The sequence below is a fragment of the Paeniglutamicibacter terrestris genome, assembly GCF_012271785.1.
GTDB classification, from domain to species: domain Bacteria; phylum Actinomycetota; class Actinomycetes; order Actinomycetales; family Micrococcaceae; genus Paeniglutamicibacter; species Paeniglutamicibacter terrestris.
Genome location: NZ_JAAWVT010000003.1, coordinates 78,764 through 98,772 on the forward strand (window position 1 = coordinate 78,764; position 20,009 = coordinate 98,772).

A 20,009-nucleotide genomic window follows, 5' to 3' on the forward strand; every position below is an offset into this window, starting at 1 on the left:
CGGGACGACTAGGCTAGGGGGTATGACCACCGAGCTTGCCCCAGTGAAACCTCCCGAGTCCGAGATCCTAGTCATTACCGGCATGTCGGGTGCCGGACGCACCACCGCCGCCCACGCCCTGGAAGACCACGGCTGGTACGTGGTAGAGAATCTTCCCCCGACGCTGCTGGGTATGCTCACCGAAATCGTTGCCCATTCCGGGGGATCGCTCCCAAAGCTGGCCGTGGTCATGGATGTGCGCTCCAAATCACTCTTCCCGCAGCTGCGGGAGGCCTTGGCATCACTGACCAGCGCCGGGATCAAGTACCGTGTGCTCTTCTTGGATGCGGCAGATGATCTGCTGGTGCGACGCTTTGAACAGGGCCGGCGTCCGCACCCGCTGCAGGGTGATGATCGGATCAGCGACGGCATCGCGAGGGAACGCGATGTCTTGCGTGAGATGAAGGAGGCGGCAGAAATTGTCGTCGACACCACCGAAATGTCGGTGCATGATCTAGCACGCACCATCACCGAACTCTTCTCGGAGTCCGGCCCCATTGTGCTGCGCTTGAACGTGATGAGCTTTGGCTTTAAGTACGGTCTGCCCACCGACGCCAACTTCGTGGCAGATGTTCGCTTCATCCCCAACCCGCACTGGGTGCCGGAACTTCGTCCGTTTACGGGCAAGGAGAAAAAAGTCTCCGACTACGTGCTCACCGCCAAGGGTGCCGGCGAATTCATCGAGCGCTTCATCTCCAGCCTCGAACCCGTTTTTGAGGGCTACCGCCGTGAAAACAAGCACTACGCCACCATTGCCGTGGGCTGCACCGGAGGCAAACACCGCTCGGTGGCCACCGCCGAGGAGATTGGCCGCCGCCTGTCGCAGCTGCCCAGCGTGCGAGTGAACGTCACGCACCGGGACCTGGGCCGGGAGTAGGCATCCATGGCGTTTTTTACCGGACCCATCCCCATCCAGCCCCCCTCGCGTTCCCCGGGTGAAAACAAGGTGGTGCGCGTGGTCGCCCTGGGCGGCGGCCACGGCCTCTCGGCATCACTGTCGGCCTTGCGCCGACTCACCACCGATCTGACGGCCATTGTGACGGTGGCCGACGACGGTGGCTCCTCCGGGCGTCTGCGCGAAGAACTCGACGTGCTTCCCCCCGGTGACCTGCGAATGGCCCTGGCAGCCCTGTGTGATGACACCGACTGGGGGAGGACCTGGCGCGATGTCATGCAGCACCGTTTTGTCTCCAAACCCGGTTCCAGTGCCTCCCTGGACCAGCACGCGGTGGGCAACCTGCTCATCGTCGCCCTCTGGGAATTGCTGAAGGATCCCGTGGCCGGGCTGCGCTGGGCCGGAGCACTGCTCGGTGCGCGCGGTCAGGTCCTACCCATGAGCATCACCCCGCTGACCATCACCGGGGATGTGCTGGAAGAATCCGGGGATGCAAAACTGGTCAGCCGCCGCATCTCCGGTCAGGCAAAGCTTGCCATGGTCGGTGAAAGCATGCGGGTCACCAACGTGCGCCTGGAACCTGCCGATGCCGCCGCCTGTACCGAAGCACTTGACGCCATCGAGCTGGCGGACTGGGTGATCCTGGGACCGGGATCCTGGTACACCTCGGTCATCCCGCACCTCCTGCTACCCGAAATGCGCGAGGCGTTGGCACGTACGCCAGCCCGCCGACTGCTGACCATGAACCTATCCACAGATACCGCCGAGACCGCCGGAATGGATGCCGCGGCGCATCTTGAGGTCATCTCGCGTTATGCTCCTGAATTGCGCTTGGACGCAGTATTGGCCGATCCGGCAACGATTTCAGACCACGAAGCATTCACTCAGGCGGCGGCCCGGCTAGGTGCCCGGACCTTTTTCGGTAAAGTAGGGGTTGGTGCCGGACGCGCAGTCCACGACCCCTTGAGACTTGCCGCCGCCTACCACGACGTGTTCACCACGTTTAGCACAGACGAGCCCAGCAGTTAGGAAACAATCCATGGCACTGACGGCTTCCGTTAAGGACGAACTGTCCCGGCTTGAAATCCGGCGGTCATCCGAACGCAAGGCAGAGGTATCCACCATGCTGCGTTTTTGCGGTGGACTGCACATCATTTCCGGTCGCATCGTGATTGAGGCGGAAGTTGATCTGGCCTCCACCGCGAGACGCCTGCGTGCGGCCATCGCAGAAGTGTATGGCCACACCTCCGAGATCATTGTGGTTTCAGGCGGCGGTTTGCGCCGCGGCAACCGCTATGTGGTCCGGGTGGTACGTGACGGTGAGGCACTGGCCCGCCAGACCGGCTTGCTTGATGGCCGCGGCCGGCCCGTGCGCGGCCTGCCCTCGGTCATCGTTAATGGTTCGGCAGCGGATGCCGAGGCCGTGTGGCGTGGCGCCTTCCTATCCCACGGATCACTCACCGAACCGGGGCGCTCTTCGGCCCTGGAAATTACCTGCCCCGGCCCCGAGTCCGCGCTGGCTCTGGTCGGCGCGGCGCGCCGATTGGGTCTGGTGGCCAAGGCCCGCGAGGTCCGCGGGGTTGACCGCGTCGTCATCCGCGACGGCGAAGCCATCGCTCAGCTCCTGACGCGCATGGGAGCCCACGACGCACTGATGGTCTGGGAAGAACGCCGGATGCGTAAGGAAGTGCGCGCGACGGCTAACCGTCTGGCTAACTTCGACGATGCCAACCTGCGCCGTTCTGCTCAGGCTGCCGTTGCCGCCGGAGCTCGAGTGGACCGCGCCCTGGAGATCCTTGGCGACGAGGTTCCCGAACACCTCAAGTACGCAGGTGCCCTGCGCGTGGCGCACAAACAGGCGTCACTGGATGAGCTCGGTCGCATGGCCGAACCGCCCATGACCAAGGACGCCATCGCCGGACGTATCCGAAGACTTCTTGCCATGGCCGACAAAAGGGCCATTGAAATGGGAATACCTGGCACCGAGGCGAGCGTTCCCTTGGATGTGATGGAGCACTAACCACGATTTTTCCGCGTCAGCGGAGATGCAGTAATGAAGATGAGCGCATCCACATCACGCTGGGTGTACGAAACACGATTTGAGGAGTCATTTTGGCTATTTATACCTTGCCTGAGCTGCAGTACGATTACGCCGCTTTGGAGCCGAATATTTCGGCGCGGATCATGGAGCTGCACCACTCCAAGCACCACGCTACGTATGTTGCTGGAGCGAATACTGCGTTGGAGCAGTTGGCTGAGGCCCGCGAGAAGGGCGAGTTCGGAGCGATTCCGAAGTTGTCCAAGGATTTGGCGTTCCACTTGGGTGGTCACACCAACCACTCGATTTTCTGGAACAACCTGTCTCCGGAGGGTGGCGATAAGCCTGAGGGTGAGTTGGCTGCTGCGATTGATGACGCTTTTGGTTCTTTTGATGCTTTCCGTGCGCACTTCACCGCTGCTGCGATGAGCTTGCAGGGTTCGGGTTGGGCGTTGTTGGGCTTTGAGGGCTTGGGTGGCCAGTTGGTCATTGAGCAGCTTTATGATCAGCAGGGCAACGTTCCGGTCGCGACGACTCCGTTGTTGATGTTGGACATGTGGGAGCACGCGTTCTACCTGGATTACGTGAATGTTAAGGCCGACTATGTGAAGGCTTTCTGGAACATTGTGAATTGGGCGGATGTGTCGGCTCGTTTTGATGCTGCGCGCGCTGGTGCGGCGAAGCTGATCGTCCCCGGCAAGTAAAACGCAACACCCCGAGGAGTAACCCTCCTCACATCGAACGCCAAAATGGCGTAAGATAAAAACATCGTGTTTTGCGCATCTTGCGGCTAACCCCGCAAGATGCGCAATAACCGGTCGGTATCTACGCCGATGACACAACGGAGTGTCCAATCTTTCCAAGTCACTCCGTTTCCTGTGCTCCCTTAATGTGGGATCACTCCCGGTACGGCAGTGGCAACACCACTCTGTCTAGGAGATACACACGTGACTACCCGTGTTGGCATTAACGGTTTCGGACGCATTGGCCGTAACTTCCTGCGAGCTTCTCTCGCCAAGGGCGCAAACATTGAGATCGTGGCAGTAAACGATCTCGGCTCCATCCAAGACCTGGCCATGCTGGTCAAGTACGATTCCGTTCTGGGCCGTCTGGCCGAAGACGTGAGCGTTGACGGTGCCTTCATCGTCATCGGAAAAAAGCGCATCAAGGTCCTCTCGGAGAAGAACCCCGCACACCTCGGCTGGGGAGAGCTTGGCGTTGACATCGTCATCGAATCCACCGGTCTGTTCACCAAGGCCGCCGACGCCGAGAAGCACCTGCAGGCTGGCGCCAAGAAGGTCATCATCTCCGCACCGGCTTCCCACGAAGACATCACCATCGTGATGGGCGTTAACCACGAGAAGTACGAAGCTGACAAGCACCACATCATCTCCAACGCTTCGTGCACCACCAACTGCCTGGGCCCGATCGCCAAGGTCCTGAATGACCAGTTCGGCATCGTCGACGGTTTGATGACCACCATCCACGCTTACACCGCGGATCAGCATCTGCAGGATTCCCCGCACAAGTCCGATCCGCGCCGTGCCCGCGCCGCTGCATTGAACATGATCCCGACCTCCACCGGTGCGGCCAAGGCCATCGGCCTGGTGCTCCCGGAGCTCAAGGGCAAGCTCAATGGTTACGCCATGCGCGTTCCGGTTCCGACCGGTTCGGCCACCGACCTAACCGTCAACCTGGCCCGCGAGGCCTCGGTTGAAGAAATCAACGCAGCCTTCAAGAAGGCAGCAGCTGAGGGACCGCTGGTCGGCTACCTGAAGTACTCCGAGGATCCGTTGGTTTCCACCGACATCGTCCACGACGAGCACTCCGCGATCTTCGACGCCGGATTGACCACCGTCATCGGCACCACCGCAAAGATCGTTGCCTGGTACGACAACGAGTGGGGTTACTCCTCGCGCCTGGTCGACTTGGTCGACTACGTCGGCGCGCGGCTCGTTTAGTCTCGTCGAGTTCAGATAACCTAGTCACATGACTTCCCACACTCTCGACGAATTGATCGCCGATGGTGTCCAGGGGCGGCACGTTTTGGTCCGTAGCGACCTGAACGTGCCGCTTGATGGGCTCACCGTCACCGACGACGGGCGCGTACGCGCCTCCATCCCGGTGGTGCAGAAGCTGGCTGAGGCCGGCGCTCGCGTCATCGTGATGGCCCACTTGGGTCGCCCCAAGGGCGAACCCGACCCCCAGTACTCTATTTCTCCCGCAGCCACCAAGCTTGCCGAGCTCTCCGGGCTCAACGTGGTTGTTGCCACCGACGTGGTGGGTGCCTCGGCCCAGGAGCTGGCAGCCAAGCTCACCGACGGTTCGGTCCTCGTTTTGGAAAACGTGCGTTTTGATGCGCGCGAAACCTCCAAGGTCGAATCCGAGCGTGCCGCGCTGGCCGCGGAACTGGCCGCATTAACCGGGGACAACGGTGCCTATGTGAACGATGCCTTCGGCGCCGTCCACCGCAAGCACGCCTCCGTTTATGACATCGCTGCCTTGCTGCCCGCCTACCAGGGCGACCTGGTGGCCACCGAGGTGCGGGTGCTCAAGACCCTCACCGAGGCTCCCAAGCGCCCCTACGTGGTGGTTCTTGGCGGTTCGAAGGTCTCGGACAAGCTGGCTGTTATTGACAACCTGCTCGGACGCGCCGATCACCTGTTGATCGGCGGCGGCATGGCCTTCACCTTCCTCAAGGCCCTGGGCCACGAGGTGGGCGGCTCGCTGCTGGAAGTTGATCAGCTCGAGACCTGCCGCGGTTACCTCTCACGAGCCAAGGAACTTGGCTGCGAGATCGTGCTGCCCACCGATGTGGTGGTGGCATCGAAGTTTGGTGCCGATGCGCTCTCCGAGGTGCGGGCGGCCGACGACATCACCGGTGGTACCTTCGGGGACACCGGCCTGGGCTTGGACATCGGTCCGGACTCCGGGGAGAAGTTCGCCAGCTACATCCTCAGCGCCAACACGGTGTTCTGGAATGGCCCGATGGGCGTCTTCGAGATCCCGGCGTTTGCCAACGGCACACGTGCCGTGGCCGGTGCGCTGGCCGAATCGGAAGCCTTCAGTGTGGTTGGTGGTGGCGATTCGGCCGCCGCCGTCCGCACCCTGGGCTTCAACGATGACGAATTTGGACACATCTCAACCGGCGGCGGTGCCTCCCTCGAATACCTCGAGGGCAAGGAACTGCCGGGTTTGATCGCCTTGGAGGCACGTAAGTGACATCATCGACAAACGGCACCTTCGACCGGAAGCCGCTGATTGCCGGCAACTGGAAGATGAATATGGACCACGTCCAGGGCATCACGCTGCTGCAGAAGCTGGCCTGGACCTTGGCCGACGCCGAGCATGACTTCGCCCGGGTTGAGGTGGCGGTTTTCCCGCCCTTCACCGACCTGCGCGGGGTACAGACGCTGACCATGGGCGATGATCTCCCGGTGCGTTACGGCGCCCAGGATCTCTCCGCCCAGGATTCGGGAGCGTACACCGGAGAAATCTCCGGCCAGTTCCTCTCCCGTCTGGGTTGCAGCTACGTTTTGGTGGGGCACAGTGAACGTCGGGCCCTCCACGGTGAGTCGGACGCGTTGCTGGCTACCAAGGTCGCTGCCGCCTACCGCCACGAGCTGACACCGGTGTTGTGTGTGGGGGAGGGCCTGGAGATTCGTCAGGCCGGAACCCATGTTCAGTACACGCTCGAGCAGTTGCGCGGTTCCCTGGAGGGAATCACCGCCGAGCAGGCAGCCACACTCGTGGTCGCCTACGAGCCGGTCTGGGCCATCGGTACCGGAGAAGTTGCCGGTCCCGATGACGCACAGGAACTCTGTGCAGCCATCCGCACCGAACTCGGGCTGCTCTACGATGCCGACATCGCCTCGAAGGTCCGCGTGCTCTACGGCGGTTCGGTCAAGGCCTCAAACGTTGCCCAGATTTTGGCCCAGCGCGATGTTGATGGCGTGTTGGTCGGTGGCGCATCACTTGATGCCGCCGAGTTTGCTAATATTGTTAGGTTCGAGCACCACCTGGTGACCGACTAATCGCCACCGAGCTGATTGAAGGGCAATTATGGACGTCATCAAGTTGATATTGCAGATCTTGTTGGGCATCACCAGCCTGTTGTTAACACTGCTGATCCTGCTGCACAAGGGCCGCGGAGGCGGCATGTCTGACATGTTCGGCGGTGGCATGACCTCATCACTGGGGTCCTCCGGCGTTGCCGAGCGTAACCTCAACCGGGTCACGGTCGTACTGGGTCTGATCTGGGTCGCCGTCATCATCGGCCTGGGACTGCTCATGCGCTTCGGCGTCGAATCCTAATCTTTAGCACCACGCTCTTCTGAGCAAAGCAAAAAGCGCGGTCCGCTGAGCTTCCCCTTCAACGGGAACTCAGCGGACCGCGCTTTTGTTTTGCTCCGCCTAGATCAGGGCCGCCGCTGCCGCATCCAGCAGCCACCAGGTACCGGTAGTGCCCGACACGCCCGAAGCGGGAACGCGTTCGCGAGTCACCGGCGTCTGGCCCAGGGCCACACCGGCGGCCGGCGCCTTGTCCGCCCCGGCCACCACCAGCCACACGGCGCGGGCGGAATTGATGGCCTCAAAACTCAAGGACACGCGCAACGGTGGCGGTTTGGGTGAAGCGTGCACCCCGATGACCTTGGCACCGGTCGTTGCCGCTCCCGCATGGTCGGGGAAGAGTGATGCCACGTGGGAGTCCGGGCCCATGCCCAGCATCAACACATCGAAGATCGGCAACTCCCCGGCTGTTCCCTCGTTCGACGCTTCGTCGGCCAAGACGTTTGCGTAGGCTACGGCAGCCTCCTCGGGAGTACCGAAGTCATCGGTTGAGCCCATGGCGTGCACCCGGCCGCGATCGAGGCCGTGGCCATCAAGCACCGAGAGTAAGACCTCCGCTTGGACCGCGTTGCGATCCGCGGAGCCGGATTCGACAAAGCGTTCATCTCCCCAATAGATGTTCACTCGCGACCAGTTGACCGCACTCAGCGCGGGGGAGGCGGCCACCTGAGCCAACGAGGCGATGCCCAGCGTGCCGCCGGTGAGTACCACGCTGGCTTCGCCGCGTGCCGCCTGAGCGTCGATGATGGCGGTGATGAGCCGGGCGGCGATGGCCGCGGCGGTGCTGGGGAGATCCGGGTGGATCACCACGTGGCGTTTAGCGTTCACTGGCACGGATGCTCCTCAGATTGGTGAGTTTCAGTCCCTCACGCACCACCTCGCCAAAGAGCTCGTCCGGGTCAAGGCGGCGCATCTCCTCGGAGAGGCAGTCGGAGACCGAACGTTGTGGCAGGGAAATGAGTTGAGCCTTTTGCCCCGGCTGGTACAGCTCGGCCACGTCCCCCGGTGGGCGGCTGAGTTCCACGTCCCCGGCCGTGCGGCAGAAGCGCACCGAACGAACGCCGGTGCCCTCGGGTGTTGAGGCCAGGGTGACGGGGATGCGCAGGCGCAGCCGCAGCCACGCGGCCAGCAGCACCGTTGAGGGTGAATCTACCGCTCCGGTGACGGTGGCCGAGGTGACCAGGGACGGATCCAGCTGGTCAAAGACCGAAGCCAGCTGGGCACGCCAGAGGGTCAGGCGGGTCCATGCCAGATCGGTGTCTCCGGCACGGTAGGTTTCGGCCAGCGAGAAGAGCGCGGCGCGCGGGTCCTCCTCGGCACCGGAATCGGTGATGCGGCGGTGCGCGATACGGCCCAGCGGGGTGTTAGCCGCATCCGCGGGCACCCCATGCGGCCACCAGGCCACGATCGGGGCATCGGGCAGCAGCAACCCGGAGACCAGCGATTCATCCACCTTGGCGTCGGGGCCAAAGGTATGCAGCACGATGACTTCGGCGGCACCTGCTTCGCCACCGAGACGAATCTGTGCGTCGAGTCGGGTGTCCCCGGTGGGATCGCCCTGAACGATCACCACAATGCGGCAGGGGTGTTCGCGGCTGGCCAACGCGGCGGCCGAGATCGCGGCTTCCTCGAAGCCGGCACGGGTGATCACCAGCAGCGTTAATACTCGCGAAAGCGCGGAGGAACCACCGGCGCTGCGCATTGTGACCAATTTCTTGGAGATCTTTGAGGTGGTGGTGTCCTGCATCTGCACAATCATGGGCGGCGCCATGTCCTTCCGTCGCGAGCCATCAATTCGTCGGCCGAAGCCGGTCCCCAGGAGCCCGGGGCGTAGGGTTCTGGCTGTTCGGTGGCAGCCGCCCAGTACTCCTCAAACGGGTCAAGGATGCGCCAGGACTGTTCAACTTCTTCGTGCCTCGGGAACAGTGGTGGCTCGCCGAGCAAGACGTCCAGGATCAGTCGTTCGTAGGCCTCGGGGGAGGACTCGGTGAAGGCGTGCCCGTAACCGAAGTCCATGGTCACATCGCGCACCTCCATCTGGGTGCCGGGAACCTTTGAGCCGAAACGTAGGGTCACGCCCTCATCGGGCTGCACCCGGATGACGATGGCGTTCTGCCCAAACTCATCATCCTGGTGATCGCGGAAGAGCAGGTTGGGAGCGCGTTTGAAGACCACCGCGATCTCGGTGACGCGGCGGCCCAGACGCTTGCCGGCGCGCAGGTAGAACGGTGCTCCGGCCCAGCGGCGGGTGTTGATATCCACCTTGATCGCCGCGTAGGTTTCGGTCTTGGACGCAGGGTTAAAGCCCTCCTCGTCCAGGAAGCCGGTGACCTTTTCCCCGCCCTGCCAGCCGGAGGTGTATTGCCCGCGGGCGCTTGCCTGCCCCAGGTCCTCGGGAAGACGCACGGCGGCGAGAATCTTTTCCTTCTCGCTGCGCAGATGATCGGCGTCGAAGCTGATCGGCTCCTCCATGGCGGTGAGTGCCAACAGCTGCAGCAGGTGGTTCTGAATCACGTCGCGGGCGGCGCCCACCCCGTCGTAGTACCCGGCACGGCCGCCAATGCCGATGTCCTCGGCCATGGTGATCTGCACGTGGTCAACGTACTTGGAGTTCCACAATGGCTCAAAAAGCTGATTGGCGAAGCGCAGTGCCAGCAGGTTCTGCACCGTCTCCTTGCCCAAATAGTGGTCGATGCGGAAGACGGCATCGGGCGGGAACACCGATTCAACGATTTGATTCAGCTCGCGGGCGGACTTCAGGTTGTGCCCAAACGGCTTTTCGATGACCACGCGAGACCAGCCGGCATCCGGGGAAGCATCGTTGGCCAGCCCATGCTTGGAAAGCTGCTCGCAGACCTGCTCAAAGGAGTTCGGCGGGATGGAGAGATAAAAAGCGTGGTTTTTGCCGGTGCCGCGGGTGGTGTTCAGTTCCTCAAGGGTTTTGCGCAGCCTGATGAAGGCATCGTCATCGTCAAAACCACCGGAAATGAAACGCAGGCCGCTGGAGAGCTGCTCCCAGACCGTCTCGTTAAAGGCGGTGCGGGCGTGGGCCTGAACCCAGGCCTTGGCCTCGGCGGCAAATTGCTGTGCGTCCCAGTCGCGGCGCCCGAAGCCAACAATCGCGAAGTTGGGCGGCAGCAGGCCGCGGTTGGCCAGATCGTACACGGCGGGCATGAGTTTTTTGCGGGCCAGATCTCCGGTGATGCCGAAGAAGACCAGTGCCGAGGGACCGGCAATGCGGTCCAGGCGTCGGTCCCGACGATCGCGTAGGGGATTGGTGGTGGTTGACGCGGTGCGCCGAGAGGAATCAAGCATCAGCGGGGCAGAATCCTTCGCAGGAGGGAGGGGGGAAAGCAAAAAGGGTGGTACTGCGGTCAACAGCGCGCACCGGGTAGCAAATGTACCCGATGCGCGCTGTTGCGATACAGCGGAAGTACTGGTGTGGTTTAGGCCGTGGCCAGGCTCCGCACCAATTCTTCTAGCTGGCGGATTCCCGCGTCCTTGTCACGCAGGTGCAGACGCAAGACCGGGCGGCCCAGATCGCTGAGCACGTGGGCATCTCCGCTGGACTGCGCGGCGAGCAACTCACCGAAGGTGAAGTCTCGTCCGGGGATGGACAGATCCATGGTGGACTCGGCACTCAGCTGCAGGTAGGCGCCCACGCGCGGGCCACCCTTGTGGAACTGTCCGGTGGAGTGCAGGAAGCGCGGACCCCAGCCGAAGGTCACCGGGCGATCACTCGCGGCGGCCAGCAGTGGACGCAACTCCTCCAGTCGCCCATCGGCGTGACGGTTCAGGTAGGCCTGCACCGCGAGGTAGCCGTTGGAAGGCATGGCCGCCAACAGGGCATTAAGCGCCTCGGCGAGCGTGTTAACTCCGGCCAACAGCTCGGACGATCCGCTCACCTCGATGGCGCCCTCCACCAGCAGTGGCGTTTCGTCCTCCGGGGTAGCATCCAGGAACGAACGGGCTGCGACCTTGGCCGCCTCCACGTCGGGCTGGTTAAACGGATCGATCTCCAACAGGTGCCCGGCGATGACCGTGGCGTACTCCCAGAGCAGCATCTGCGCACCGAGGGCCCCGGAGAGGGCTACGGCGGAGCTGGATGCATCCAGCTCATCATCGGTGAGCAGGCCGGTGTCGGCCACCAGGCGAATCTGCAGGAAATCCGCCGCGGCGCTGGTGGTTTCCGGGGATCCGGCCTCCACCACTACGGGTAGCACCCCGCGCTGAGACTTGCCGGTGGATTCGGCGATGAGCTGTTCGGCCCAGTCGGCAAAGCCCACCAGTCCCGATCCCTCATCGCTGAAGATCAGCTTGTCACGCAGCGGGACGGTGCCGGCCATCGCGGCGCCCAGGGCGAGGGCGATGTTATCTTCATCGTCCTCGGCCAGGAACTCCGCTGCGTCGGCAGCCTCATCGAGGAAGGCAGCGATGTCCACGCCGGCCAGACCCGCCGGGACCAGACCGAAGGCGGTAAGCGCCGAGTAGCGCCCGCCAACGTTCGGATCCGCATTGAAGACCGCACGGTATCCGGCGGCACGGCTGGCCTCATCCATCGGGGATCCGGGATCGGTGACCACGATGATGCGGCTGGCTGCATTGATGCCCGCGTCGTTAAACGCCTGTTCAAAGACGCGACGCTGCGAGTCGGTCTCCACGGTGGAGCCAGACTTTGAGGAGACCACCAGCGCGGTGGTCGCCAAGCGATCGGTCAGGATGCCGGCGAGCATCTCCGGGTCGGTGGAATCGGCGACCACCAGCTCCACGTTATTGGTGGCGCAGATGACCTCCGGGGCCAGCGAGGAGCCGCCCATGCCGGCGAGCACAATGCGGTTGACACCCTCGGCGCGCAGCTCATCACGCAGCGCCAGAATCTCTGGCAGCAGGGCACGGGAGGTGCTCGGTGCATCGATCCAGCCCAGACGCGTGGCCGCCTCCTCGCGTGCCGAGGGGACCCAGATGCTGGTGTCCTTGTGGGTGATGCGGCTGGCTACCTGCGTGGTGACCAAGGTGGGTACATGCGCCTCGATGGCCGCCTGCGCGGCCCCCATGGCGATGAACCCGAGGGAACTCATTTCCCGCCAGCGTTCTTCAGCGAGGCTGCGAGGTCGGTGAGCAGTTCGTTCCAGGCGGTCTCGAACTTCTCCAGACCCTCAACCTCGAGCTTGGTCACAACATCGTTGTAGTCAACACCCAGTGCGGCGAGGGAGTCGAGCACGGCGTTGGCCTCGGCGTAAGCACCGGTGACGGTATCTCCGGTGATCACCGCGTGATCGGCGGTGGCTTCCAGGGTCTTCTCCGGCATGGTGTTCACGGTGTTCGGTGCGCACAGTCCGGTGACGTAGAGGGTGTCCGGCAGGGCTGGATCCTTCACGCCGGTGGAGGCCCACAGCGGGCGCTGTGCGTTGGCGCCGGCGGCGGCCAACAGGTTCCAGCGCTCGGAGGTGAAGGACTCCTCATAGACCTGGTAGGCCAGAATGGCGTTGGCCAGTCCGGCCTTGCCGCGCATCGACTCGGCCTCCGGGGTGTTGATGACGTTCAAGCGTGCGTCAATTTCCGAATCCACGCGGGAAACGAAGAAGGAAGCCACCGAGTGGATCTTTGACACATCGTGGCCATTGGCCTTCGCGGCCTCCAGACCGGTGAGGAAGGCGTTGATGACGGCGCGGTAGCGCTCCAGGGAGAAGATCAGGGTGACGTTCACCGAGATGCCGGCGGCCAGGGTTTCGGCGATGGCTTCCAGGCCCTCGACGGTGGCCGGGATCTTGATGAGCACGTTTTCGCGGTTCACCAGGTCGTAGAGCACCTTGGCTTCGGCGATGGTCTCCGCGGTCTTGCGGGCAAGACGCGGGTCGACCTCGATGGAGACGCGGCCATCGGCACCGTTGGTGGCTGCGGCGATGGGTGCGAACAGGTCGCAGGCGGCTGCGACGTCATCGCTGGTGATCTTGAAGACTGCTTCCTCGGCGTCCATGCCGGCGGCTGCCAGCTGCGCAACCTGCTGTGCGTAGGACTCGCCGTTGGACAGTGCGGCGTGGAAGATCGAGGGGTTGGTGGTCACACCAACCACGTTCTTCTCCTTGATCAGTGCTTCCAGCGAACCGGAGGACAAGCGTTCGCGTGAAAGGTCATCCAACCAGATGGAAACGCCAGCGTCGGACAGTGCCTGGGTGTTTGTGTTACTCACGATGAAAAATCCTTTGGGAAGTGGTGAAAGTCGGGGGGATTACTTGGCGGCCGAGATGGAATCAAGGGCCGCGGCGGTGATGGCCTCGGTGGTGATTCCAAATTCGGAGTAGAGGCGCTTGTAGTCAGCCGATGCCCCGTAGTGATCCAACGAGATGATGCGTCCGGCATCCCCCACGAGTTCGCGCCAGCCCTGGGCCACGCCGGCCTCGACGGAAACGCGGGCCTTGATCGCTGCCGGGAGCACCGATTCGCGGTAGGCGGCATCCTGCTTGTTAAACCATTCCAGGCAGGGGATCGACACGACGCGGGCGCCCACGCCCTGAGCCTGAAGCGCTTCACGGGCCTCGATGGCCAGGGAAACCTCGGAGCCGGTGGCCAACAGCAGGACCTGCGGGGTCACTACCTCGGAGTTGGCGGTGGCGTCGGCCAGCACGTAGGCACCCTTTTCGGTTCCCGATGCCGCGCCGAAGCCCAGCTCGCTGCGGTCGTAGACCGGCAGGTTCTGCCTCGAGAGGATGATGCCCGCCGGGTTGGAGGTGGTTTCCAGGATCTTCTTCCAAGCGAAGGAGACCTCGTTGGCGTCGGCCGGGCGAACCACATCAAGGTTCGGGATGGCACGCAGCGAAGCGAGCTGCTCAACCGGCTGGTGCGTCGGTCCGTCTTCACCCAGACCGATGGAGTCGTGAGTCCAGACGTAGATCGACGGAACGCCCATCAGTGCCGAGAGGCGGATGGCCGGGCGCTGGTAGTCGGAGAAGATCAGGAAGGTACCCGAGTAGGCGCGAGTCGGGGAGGCCAGGGTGATGCCGTTGACGATGGCTGCCGCGGCGTGCTCGCGGATGCCGAAGTGCAGCACCCGTCCGTAGGGGTTGCCCTTCCAGGAATCGGTGGAGCGTGATTCCGGAATGAAGGAAGAAGCGCCCTCGATGGTGGTGTTGTTCGAGCCGGCGAGGTCGGCCGAGCCGCCCCAGAGCTCGGGCAGTACCGAAGCGACGGAGTTGATGACCTTACCGGAGGCCGAGCGGGTGGCGACGTCCTTGCCGGCTTCGAATTCCGGCAGGTTTTCGTCCCAGCCGGCCGGCAGCTCGCCGGATTCTAGGCGGGTCAGCAATGCCGCGTTTTCCGGGTTGGCTGCGCTCCAGGCGTCGAAGCCCTGCTGCCAGCTGGCGCGGGCAGCGGTGCCGCGCTCCTGGACGGAGCGGGCGTGGGCCAAGACCTCATCGGCGATCACGAAGGATTCTTCCGGGTCGAAGCCCAGAACGGTCTTCAGGCCGGCAACCTCGGAGCCGCCGAGCTTGGAGCCGTGGATGCCACCGGTGTCTTTTTTGGTCGGCGCCGGGAAGCCGATGATGGTGCGCAGGCTAATGATCGAGGGACGGTTAGTTTCTGCCTTGGCGGCGCGCAATGCTGCATCGAGCTCGGCCAGATCCTCAACGTAGTCACCGGTCTTGGTCCAGTCAACACGCTGCGTGTGCCAGCCATAGGCCTCGTAGCGGCCCAGAACGTTTTCGGTGAACGCCACGTCGGTGTCGTCCTCGATGGAGATGTGGTTCTCATCGTAAATGACAACGAGGTTGCCCAGTTCCTGGTGTCCGGCCAGCGAGGAAGCCTCGGAGGTGACACCCTCCTGCAGGTCTCCATCGGAGGCGATGACCCAGACGGTGTGGTCAAACGGGGAGGTGCCGGCGGGTGCTGCCGCGTCCATCATGCCGCGCATGCGGCGCTGGCCGTAGGCGAAGCCGACCGCGGAGGCCAGACCCTGACCCAGCGGGCCGGTGGTGATTTCCACGCCCGCGGTGTGACCGTATTCCGGGTGGCCGGGGGTCTTGGCACCCCAGGTGCGCAGGGCCGCGAGGTCTTCCATTTCCAGGCCGTAGCCGGAGAGGAAGAGCTGCAGGTAAAGGGTCAGCGAGGTGTGACCGGGGGAGAGTACAAAGCGGTCGCGGCCGAGCCACGCGGGATCGCTGGGGTCGTGGCGCAGGTGCTGCTGGAAGATCAGGTAGGCGGCGGGGGCCAGCGAGATCGCCGTTCCGGGGTGTCCGTTCCCGACCTTTTCGACCGCGTCGGCGGCAAGTACGCGAGCGGTGTCTACTGCTCGCTGGTCAAGATCGCTCCATGCGAATTCACTGTTGTCTGCTAGTGGCGCCACGATGTGGGGTCCTCCCTGTACGGTGTGCATTTCAAAGTCTGCTGGTTGCGCCGGTGCCGGGCCTGCTAAGCACAACGCCGCCGTCCGTCCGGTAAAGACAGGACAGTTTCGGCGGCGGCGCAACGCTCCCAGCTTAGCCGCTTTGTGCACGAAAGTGCCCCTTTGTGGCCTGTTATTGAGGCATGGCGAAAACTCCGCGAGCACCGCGTTGGCTTGGGCGTTGAGAGAGCACCGCTCAACCGGCCGATTTCTACGGGACGTAAAAGGGTATGATGAGTGGTGTCTGTCCTTATTACCCCCGTAGAACTGAGTAGATGTCTGTGAAGACCGTGTCCGTTGACTCCGCCACGAGGGCCCGCGCAGCTCGTCAGCATGACGAAGGTCTTGGTGACTTCGTTTCGCGTAAAGCGAAGGCCTACCTGGCGCTGACCAAACCCCGGGTTATCGAGCTATTGCTCGTAACCACGCTGCCGACCATGATGTTTGCCGAACGAGGTTTCCCCTCGATTTCCTTGGTGCTGGCCACCTTGCTCGGTGGCGGTATGGCGGCCGGAGCCTCGGGTTCCTTCAACTGCTATATCGATCGCGATATGGACAAGATCATGAAGCGCACCAAGGGGCGCCCGCTGGTGACCGGCGAGGTCACTCCGCGTGAAGCACTGATCTTCTCCTACCTGCTGGGCATTGCCTCGCTTCTGGTGCTGTGGTTTGGGACCAACCCGCTGACCACTGCCCTGGGCCTGGCCGCGATTCTTTTCTACGTGGTGCTCTACACCCTGATCCTCAAGCGCCGCACCGCCCAGAACATTGTCTGGGGCGGCATTGCCGGCTGCATGCCGGTGCTCATCGGTTGGGCAGCTGTGACCAACAAGGTGGAGTGGCCGGCGATCATCCTGTTCCTCATCATCTTCCTGTGGACGCCGCCGCACTACTGGCCGCTGTCCATGAAGTATGCCGATGACTACAACGCGGCTCACGTGCCGATGCTCGGCGCTATTTCCAGCGCTCGACGCGTCTCGGTACAGGTCGTTCTGTACGCCTGGGCCACCGTGGTCTGCTCACTGCTGCTGGCTCCGATGGGTTACGCGGGCATCGTTTACACGGTGTTGGCCGGCGTCTCGGGCCTCTGGTTCGTCTACGAATGCCACGTGCTGTACCGCGAGGCGCAGCGCGACCACGACCCGGCCGAGATGAACAAGAAGGCCATGAAGGTCTTCCACATTTCCATCACCTACCTGACGCTGGTCTTCGTGGCCCTGGCCATCGATCCGTTTGTCGGCGGTCCGCTCTTCGGCTCGTAGCAAGCAGCTAGAACCTAGGGTTCACAGTTCTATCGGCGGCCGGCACCGCGGGGATATTTACCCCGCCGTGCCGGCCGCTTTTTCTCTGCCCCCGGCTTGATCACGTGGCGGGTTGGTGAGGAGCGGATTGGCTGGGGGAGGGCCGCTGAGCCGCTGCCGCTGGCTTAGCGGAATCGCGAAGCGAGCACGATACCCACGGCCGTGGCCCCCGTCCATGCAAAACGCCCTCCGACTGAAGGACAGTCGGAGGGCGTTTTTAGCTCCGCACCAGGAGCGACAGGCGTCTTAGAAGGGGAACTTCGTGGTGCTGCGGTCCCAGAGGTTCACCGCGGCCGAGGCCAAGAGCGAGGCGCCAAGCATGTGAGCCAGCACCAAGAGGACCGGCAGGCCGGTGAAGTGCTGCACATATCCGATGATGCCCTGCAGAACCACGACAGCTGCCAGCAGGAGCAAGGGGGTGCGCAGCTTCTTGTCGCTGGCGTTGCGGTACGCCAGCACGAGTGCGGCGATGATCGCCAGCACCAGGAGGTACACCGGAACCACATGGATACGGGTGACGATGTACGGGTCAAACATATGGCGCGGAGCGTCAGCATCACCGGCGTGCGGGCCGGTGCCCGTGACGATGGTGCCCAGCACCAATGCCACGGCTGCTGCAGCAAAAATAACCCAGGCCAGGAAGCGCTGTGTGGTTCCGGCCGGTGCGCCAAGTGAGGATTCGCCGCGGCGTAGTGCTCCGGTGCGGGTGACCAGCAAGGTGGCCGCCATGACCAGGGCTGCGGAGACCAAGAAATGCAGCGAGACGACCCACGGATTCAGGCGTGTCCAGACGGTGATGCCGCCGATGAGCGCCTGCGCCGGGATGATGGCCAGCAGTGCGATGGAGAGCCGGAAGACCGTCTTGTGGGTGGCGCGCATACGCCAGAGTGAAACGATCATCGCCACCGCCACGGCGGTCAGGACGAAGGTCAGCAAGCGGTTGCCAAATTCGATGAGTCCGTGGATACCCATTTCGGCGACCGGAGTCATCGAGCCCGGGACACAGTTGGGCCACTGCGAGCAGCCGAGACCGGATTTGGTCAGGCGTACTGCGCCACCGGTAATAATGATGCCAATCTGCGAGGCCAGCGAGGCGATGGCCAGCCGATGCACCGTGTTGTTCACGGTGGTTGGCAGCTTGTCCGCCAACCGGGCAATGAGGTCGGCAAATAGGGCGTACCAGCGAGTGGCGGAAGCGTTGGTGCTCATGGTGTAGTGCTCCAGGATGCTAGTTCCACTTGAACCAGCGGGTTGCGGCGAAACCGGCAATGATTGTCCATGCCAGCAGGATGAGGATGCCGGAAACCGAGGTGGTTCCGGAGATCAGTGCCGCGCGCAGGGAATCACCCAGGGCGGCGGAGGGCAAGAGGTCAACAAACGGCTGCAGGTAATCGGGGGCTCGAGTGCTCGGGAACAAGATGCCGCCGGTTGCAGCGAGTAATACCCAAGCCAGATTGGTGATGGCTAGGGTTGCTTCGGGGCGGACGGTTCCGGCGACCAGTAATCCCAGCGCGGTGAATGCCGTGGCACCGAGGATGAGTAAAACGATGGCCGCGGGGATGCCCGCCGGCGCCGGGCGCCAGCCCATGAATGCAGCGAGTCCGCCGATGACCACCACCTGCAAAAAGAGCACGGTCAATACGGCGATGACCTTTCCGTAGATCAGGCCGGTGCGGCCCAACGGTGTGGTGGAAAGGAAACGCAGTACCCCATAGCGACGGTCAAAGCCGGTGGCGATGCCCTGCCCGGTGAAGGCGGTGGACACCACGCAGAGCGCCAAGACGCCGGGGGTGGCGGCATTCACGGCACTGTCGGCAACATCGCTCAGCAGATCCGTGAGGACTAAACCGATCAGCGCCAGCATGGGCAGTACCGCGGCAACAATGAGTTGTTCGCCGTTGCTGAGCATGCCCAGGGTTTCATAACGTCCCTGCAGCATGATGCGTTTGATGGTGCCCTGTGCATTGCTGGGGGCAGGCGGACGCTGCGTGCTAGTTCGCATGGTTTCCCTTGTCGGCAATTTCCAGGAACACGTCTTCAAGTGTTCTCGGCTGCATGGTCAGTGAGTTCGGCAAGATGCCTTCGCTGCTCCACCATCCGGTCAGAGCCGCGAGGTCAGCGGCACTGCGCACCCCATCAAAGCGGTAGTGCCCGGGCTTTGATTCGATCAGCTGCAGATGTTCGGGGAGGACTGGCAGCGCCATGGCAGCGGTAGCGCTAAAGGTGACTGCCTGCGCGGGAGACTCGTTGGCCGCGTGCGCGGTGAGTTCGGCAACGGTACCTTGGGCCACATTACGGCCATCATCAATGATGTAGACGTAGTCCGAGAGACGCTGAGCATCCTCCATCAAATGCGTGGTGAGCACGATGCACAGTCCGGCTTCACGCAATTCACCAATCAGGTCAAAAACAACTTGGCGTGACTGCGGATCGAGGCCGGCGCTCGGCTCGTCAAGGAAGATGACTTCGGGATTTCCGGCCAACGCGGCCGCCAGGGCAACACGCTGCTTCTGACCACCGGAGAGGCGACGGATCGAGGTGGTGGAAAATTCGTTGATGCCCAGACGCTCAATGAGTGAATTGATGTCGGCCGGGCGCTCGTACATCGAAGCGACGTGCTCCAGCAAGGGAATCGGGCGCAGCGAGGGAGGCAAGCCGCCGTCCTGTAGCATGACTCCCACACGTGAACGCAGGGCCGGGCTGGCTCCGAAGGGATCCTCGCCCAGCAGCCGGACGCTGCCTCCGTTGGTTTTTAGTAGGCCCTGCGCGCAGCCCAGTGTGGTGGACTTACCCGCTCCGTTGGACCCCAGTAGAGTGGTGACGGTACCGGCGTGTGCTGTCAGGCTGATGCCATGCAAAACACGCACCATACGACCATCAAGGGCGGGTACGGGGCCGAAATCTTTGAGCAAGTCCTCGATAACGAGGCTTGGAGACACATTGGACACCCCGATATTCTATGTCAGGTAGAAGTCGCGTGTGGCCGTGAAGCCGTTCTGCTTTCCC

Annotated in this window: 18 protein-coding genes; 9 read left to right on the plus strand and 9 right to left on the minus strand. The window is 63.0% G+C overall.

The window, feature by feature from the left end; genetic code table 11:
- The first annotated feature begins 22 nt into the window (after positions 1-22).
- From rapZ to secG, 8 genes are all read left to right on the plus strand, one after another.
- A complete protein-coding gene (gene rapZ, locus HED64_RS08100; RefSeq protein ID WP_168151548.1) occupies positions 23-916 on the plus strand; it encodes an RNase adapter RapZ in 894 nt (297 codons plus the stop codon).
- Between the two features lie 6 nt (positions 917-922).
- Positions 923-1,963, plus strand: a complete 1,041-nt coding sequence (locus tag HED64_RS08105; RefSeq protein ID WP_168151549.1) for a gluconeogenesis factor YvcK family protein — start codon at positions 923-925, stop codon at positions 1,961-1,963.
- Positions 1,964-1,973: 10 nt separating this feature from the next.
- Positions 1,974-2,954, plus strand: coding sequence for a DNA-binding protein WhiA (gene whiA / locus HED64_RS08110; RefSeq protein WP_168151550.1), 981 nt, complete (start codon positions 1,974-1,976; stop codon positions 2,952-2,954).
- A 92-nt stretch (positions 2,955-3,046) separates the two neighbouring features.
- Positions 3,047-3,676 (plus strand): superoxide dismutase, encoded by a 630-nt coding sequence (locus tag HED64_RS08115; RefSeq protein ID WP_168151551.1) that lies wholly within the window; start codon positions 3,047-3,049, stop codon positions 3,674-3,676.
- Positions 3,677-3,919: 243 nt separating this feature from the next.
- Positions 3,920-4,933, plus strand: a complete 1,014-nt coding sequence (gene gap, locus HED64_RS08120; protein WP_168151552.1) for a type I glyceraldehyde-3-phosphate dehydrogenase — start codon at positions 3,920-3,922, stop codon at positions 4,931-4,933.
- Positions 4,934-4,961: 28 nt separating this feature from the next.
- The gene (locus tag HED64_RS08125; protein ID WP_168151553.1) at positions 4,962-6,194 is read left to right on the plus strand and encodes a phosphoglycerate kinase; all 1,233 of its coding nucleotides are present in this window, start codon (positions 4,962-4,964) and stop codon (positions 6,192-6,194) included.
- On the plus strand, positions 6,191-7,006 hold the full coding sequence (gene tpiA / locus HED64_RS08130; protein WP_168151554.1) for a triose-phosphate isomerase: 816 nt from the start codon (positions 6,191-6,193) through the stop codon (positions 7,004-7,006). The genes HED64_RS08125 and tpiA overlap by 4 nt, the downstream gene beginning before the upstream one ends.
- 28 nt (positions 7,007-7,034) lie before the next feature.
- Positions 7,035-7,286 carry a preprotein translocase subunit SecG gene (gene secG / locus HED64_RS08135; RefSeq protein ID WP_168151555.1) on the plus strand — a complete coding sequence of 84 codons (252 nt, stop codon included), beginning with the start codon at positions 7,035-7,037 and terminating at the stop codon, positions 7,284-7,286.
- Between the two features lie 99 nt (positions 7,287-7,385).
- Here secG and pgl read toward each other — a convergent pair whose 3' ends face one another.
- The 6 genes from pgl to tkt all read right to left on the minus strand — a co-directional run bounded on the left by pgl (position 7,386) and on the right by tkt (position 15,693).
- The gene (gene pgl, locus HED64_RS08140) at positions 7,386-8,150 is read right to left on the minus strand and encodes a 6-phosphogluconolactonase (RefSeq protein ID WP_168151789.1); all 765 of its coding nucleotides are present in this window, start codon (positions 8,148-8,150) and stop codon (positions 7,386-7,388) included.
- Positions 8,140-9,081 carry a glucose-6-phosphate dehydrogenase assembly protein OpcA gene (locus HED64_RS08145; protein ID WP_168151556.1) on the minus strand — a complete coding sequence of 314 codons (942 nt, stop codon included), beginning with the start codon at positions 9,079-9,081 and terminating at the stop codon, positions 8,140-8,142. The genes pgl and HED64_RS08145 overlap by 11 nt, the downstream gene beginning before the upstream one ends.
- Positions 9,078-10,637 (minus strand): glucose-6-phosphate dehydrogenase, encoded by a 1,560-nt coding sequence (zwf, locus tag HED64_RS08150; RefSeq protein WP_168151557.1) that lies wholly within the window; start codon positions 10,635-10,637, stop codon positions 9,078-9,080. Before zwf ends, HED64_RS08145 begins: the two co-directional genes overlap by 4 nt.
- Positions 10,638-10,768: 131 nt before the next feature.
- Positions 10,769-12,400, minus strand: coding sequence for a glucose-6-phosphate isomerase (locus HED64_RS08155; protein WP_168151558.1), 1,632 nt, complete (start codon positions 12,398-12,400; stop codon positions 10,769-10,771).
- Entirely contained in the window at positions 12,397-13,512 is a 1,116-nt protein-coding gene (gene tal / locus HED64_RS08160; RefSeq protein ID WP_168151559.1) for a transaldolase, read from the minus strand. The genes HED64_RS08155 and tal overlap by 4 nt, the downstream gene beginning before the upstream one ends.
- Positions 13,513-13,551: 39 nt before the next feature.
- A complete protein-coding gene (gene tkt, locus HED64_RS08165; RefSeq protein WP_168151560.1) occupies positions 13,552-15,693 on the minus strand; it encodes a transketolase in 2,142 nt (713 codons plus the stop codon).
- Positions 15,694-15,977: 284 nt separating this feature from the next.
- Between tkt and HED64_RS08170 the strand changes: the two genes are divergently transcribed.
- The gene (locus HED64_RS08170; RefSeq protein WP_168151561.1) at positions 15,978-16,964 is read left to right on the plus strand and encodes a heme o synthase; all 987 of its coding nucleotides are present in this window, start codon (positions 15,978-15,980) and stop codon (positions 16,962-16,964) included.
- 285 nt (positions 16,965-17,249) lie between these two features.
- Here the strand turns inward: HED64_RS08170 and HED64_RS08175 are convergent, their stop codons facing one another.
- From HED64_RS08175 to HED64_RS08185, 3 genes are read right to left on the minus strand one after another with little or no spacing between them, the layout of a single operon-like run.
- Entirely contained in the window at positions 17,250-18,212 is a 963-nt protein-coding gene (locus HED64_RS08175; protein WP_168151562.1) for a COX15/CtaA family protein, read from the minus strand.
- Positions 18,213-18,231: 19 nt separating this feature from the next.
- Complete coding sequence (locus tag HED64_RS08180) at positions 18,232-19,005, minus strand: ABC transporter permease (protein WP_168151563.1); 774 nt, start codon at positions 19,003-19,005, stop codon at positions 18,232-18,234.
- Positions 18,995-19,951 (minus strand): ATP-binding cassette domain-containing protein, encoded by a 957-nt coding sequence (locus HED64_RS08185; RefSeq protein ID WP_168151564.1) that lies wholly within the window; start codon positions 19,949-19,951, stop codon positions 18,995-18,997. The genes HED64_RS08180 and HED64_RS08185 overlap by 11 nt, the downstream gene beginning before the upstream one ends.
- Positions 19,952-20,009: the final 58 nt, after the last annotated feature.

Coding starts and splice junctions, on each gene's coding strand:
- rapZ (WP_168151548.1), top strand. CDS start 23: ATGACCACCGAGCTTGCCCCAGTGAAACCTCCCGAGTCCGAGATCCTA.
- HED64_RS08105 (WP_168151549.1), top strand. CDS start 923: ATGGCGTTTTTTACCGGACCCATCCCCATCCAGCCCCCCTCGCGTTCC.
- whiA (WP_168151550.1), top strand. CDS start 1,974: ATGGCACTGACGGCTTCCGTTAAGGACGAACTGTCCCGGCTTGAAATC.
- HED64_RS08125 (WP_168151553.1), top strand. CDS start 4,962: ATGACTTCCCACACTCTCGACGAATTGATCGCCGATGGTGTCCAGGGG.
- secG (WP_168151555.1), top strand. CDS start 7,035: ATGGACGTCATCAAGTTGATATTGCAGATCTTGTTGGGCATCACCAGC.
- HED64_RS08145 (WP_168151556.1), bottom strand. CDS start 9,081: ATGATTGTGCAGATGCAGGACACCACCACCTCAAAGATCTCCAAGAAA.
- zwf (WP_168151557.1), bottom strand. CDS start 10,637: ATGCTTGATTCCTCTCGGCGCACCGCGTCAACCACCACCAATCCCCTA.
- HED64_RS08155 (WP_168151558.1), bottom strand. CDS start 12,400: ATGAGTTCCCTCGGGTTCATCGCCATGGGGGCCGCGCAGGCGGCCATC.
- tkt (WP_168151560.1), bottom strand. CDS start 15,693: ATGCACACCGTACAGGGAGGACCCCACATCGTGGCGCCACTAGCAGAC.
- HED64_RS08170 (WP_168151561.1), top strand. CDS start 15,978: ATGTCTGTGAAGACCGTGTCCGTTGACTCCGCCACGAGGGCCCGCGCA.
- HED64_RS08175 (WP_168151562.1), bottom strand. CDS start 18,212: ATGAGCACCAACGCTTCCGCCACTCGCTGGTACGCCCTATTTGCCGAC.
- HED64_RS08180 (WP_168151563.1), bottom strand. CDS start 19,005: ATGCGAACTAGCACGCAGCGTCCGCCTGCCCCCAGCAATGCACAGGGC.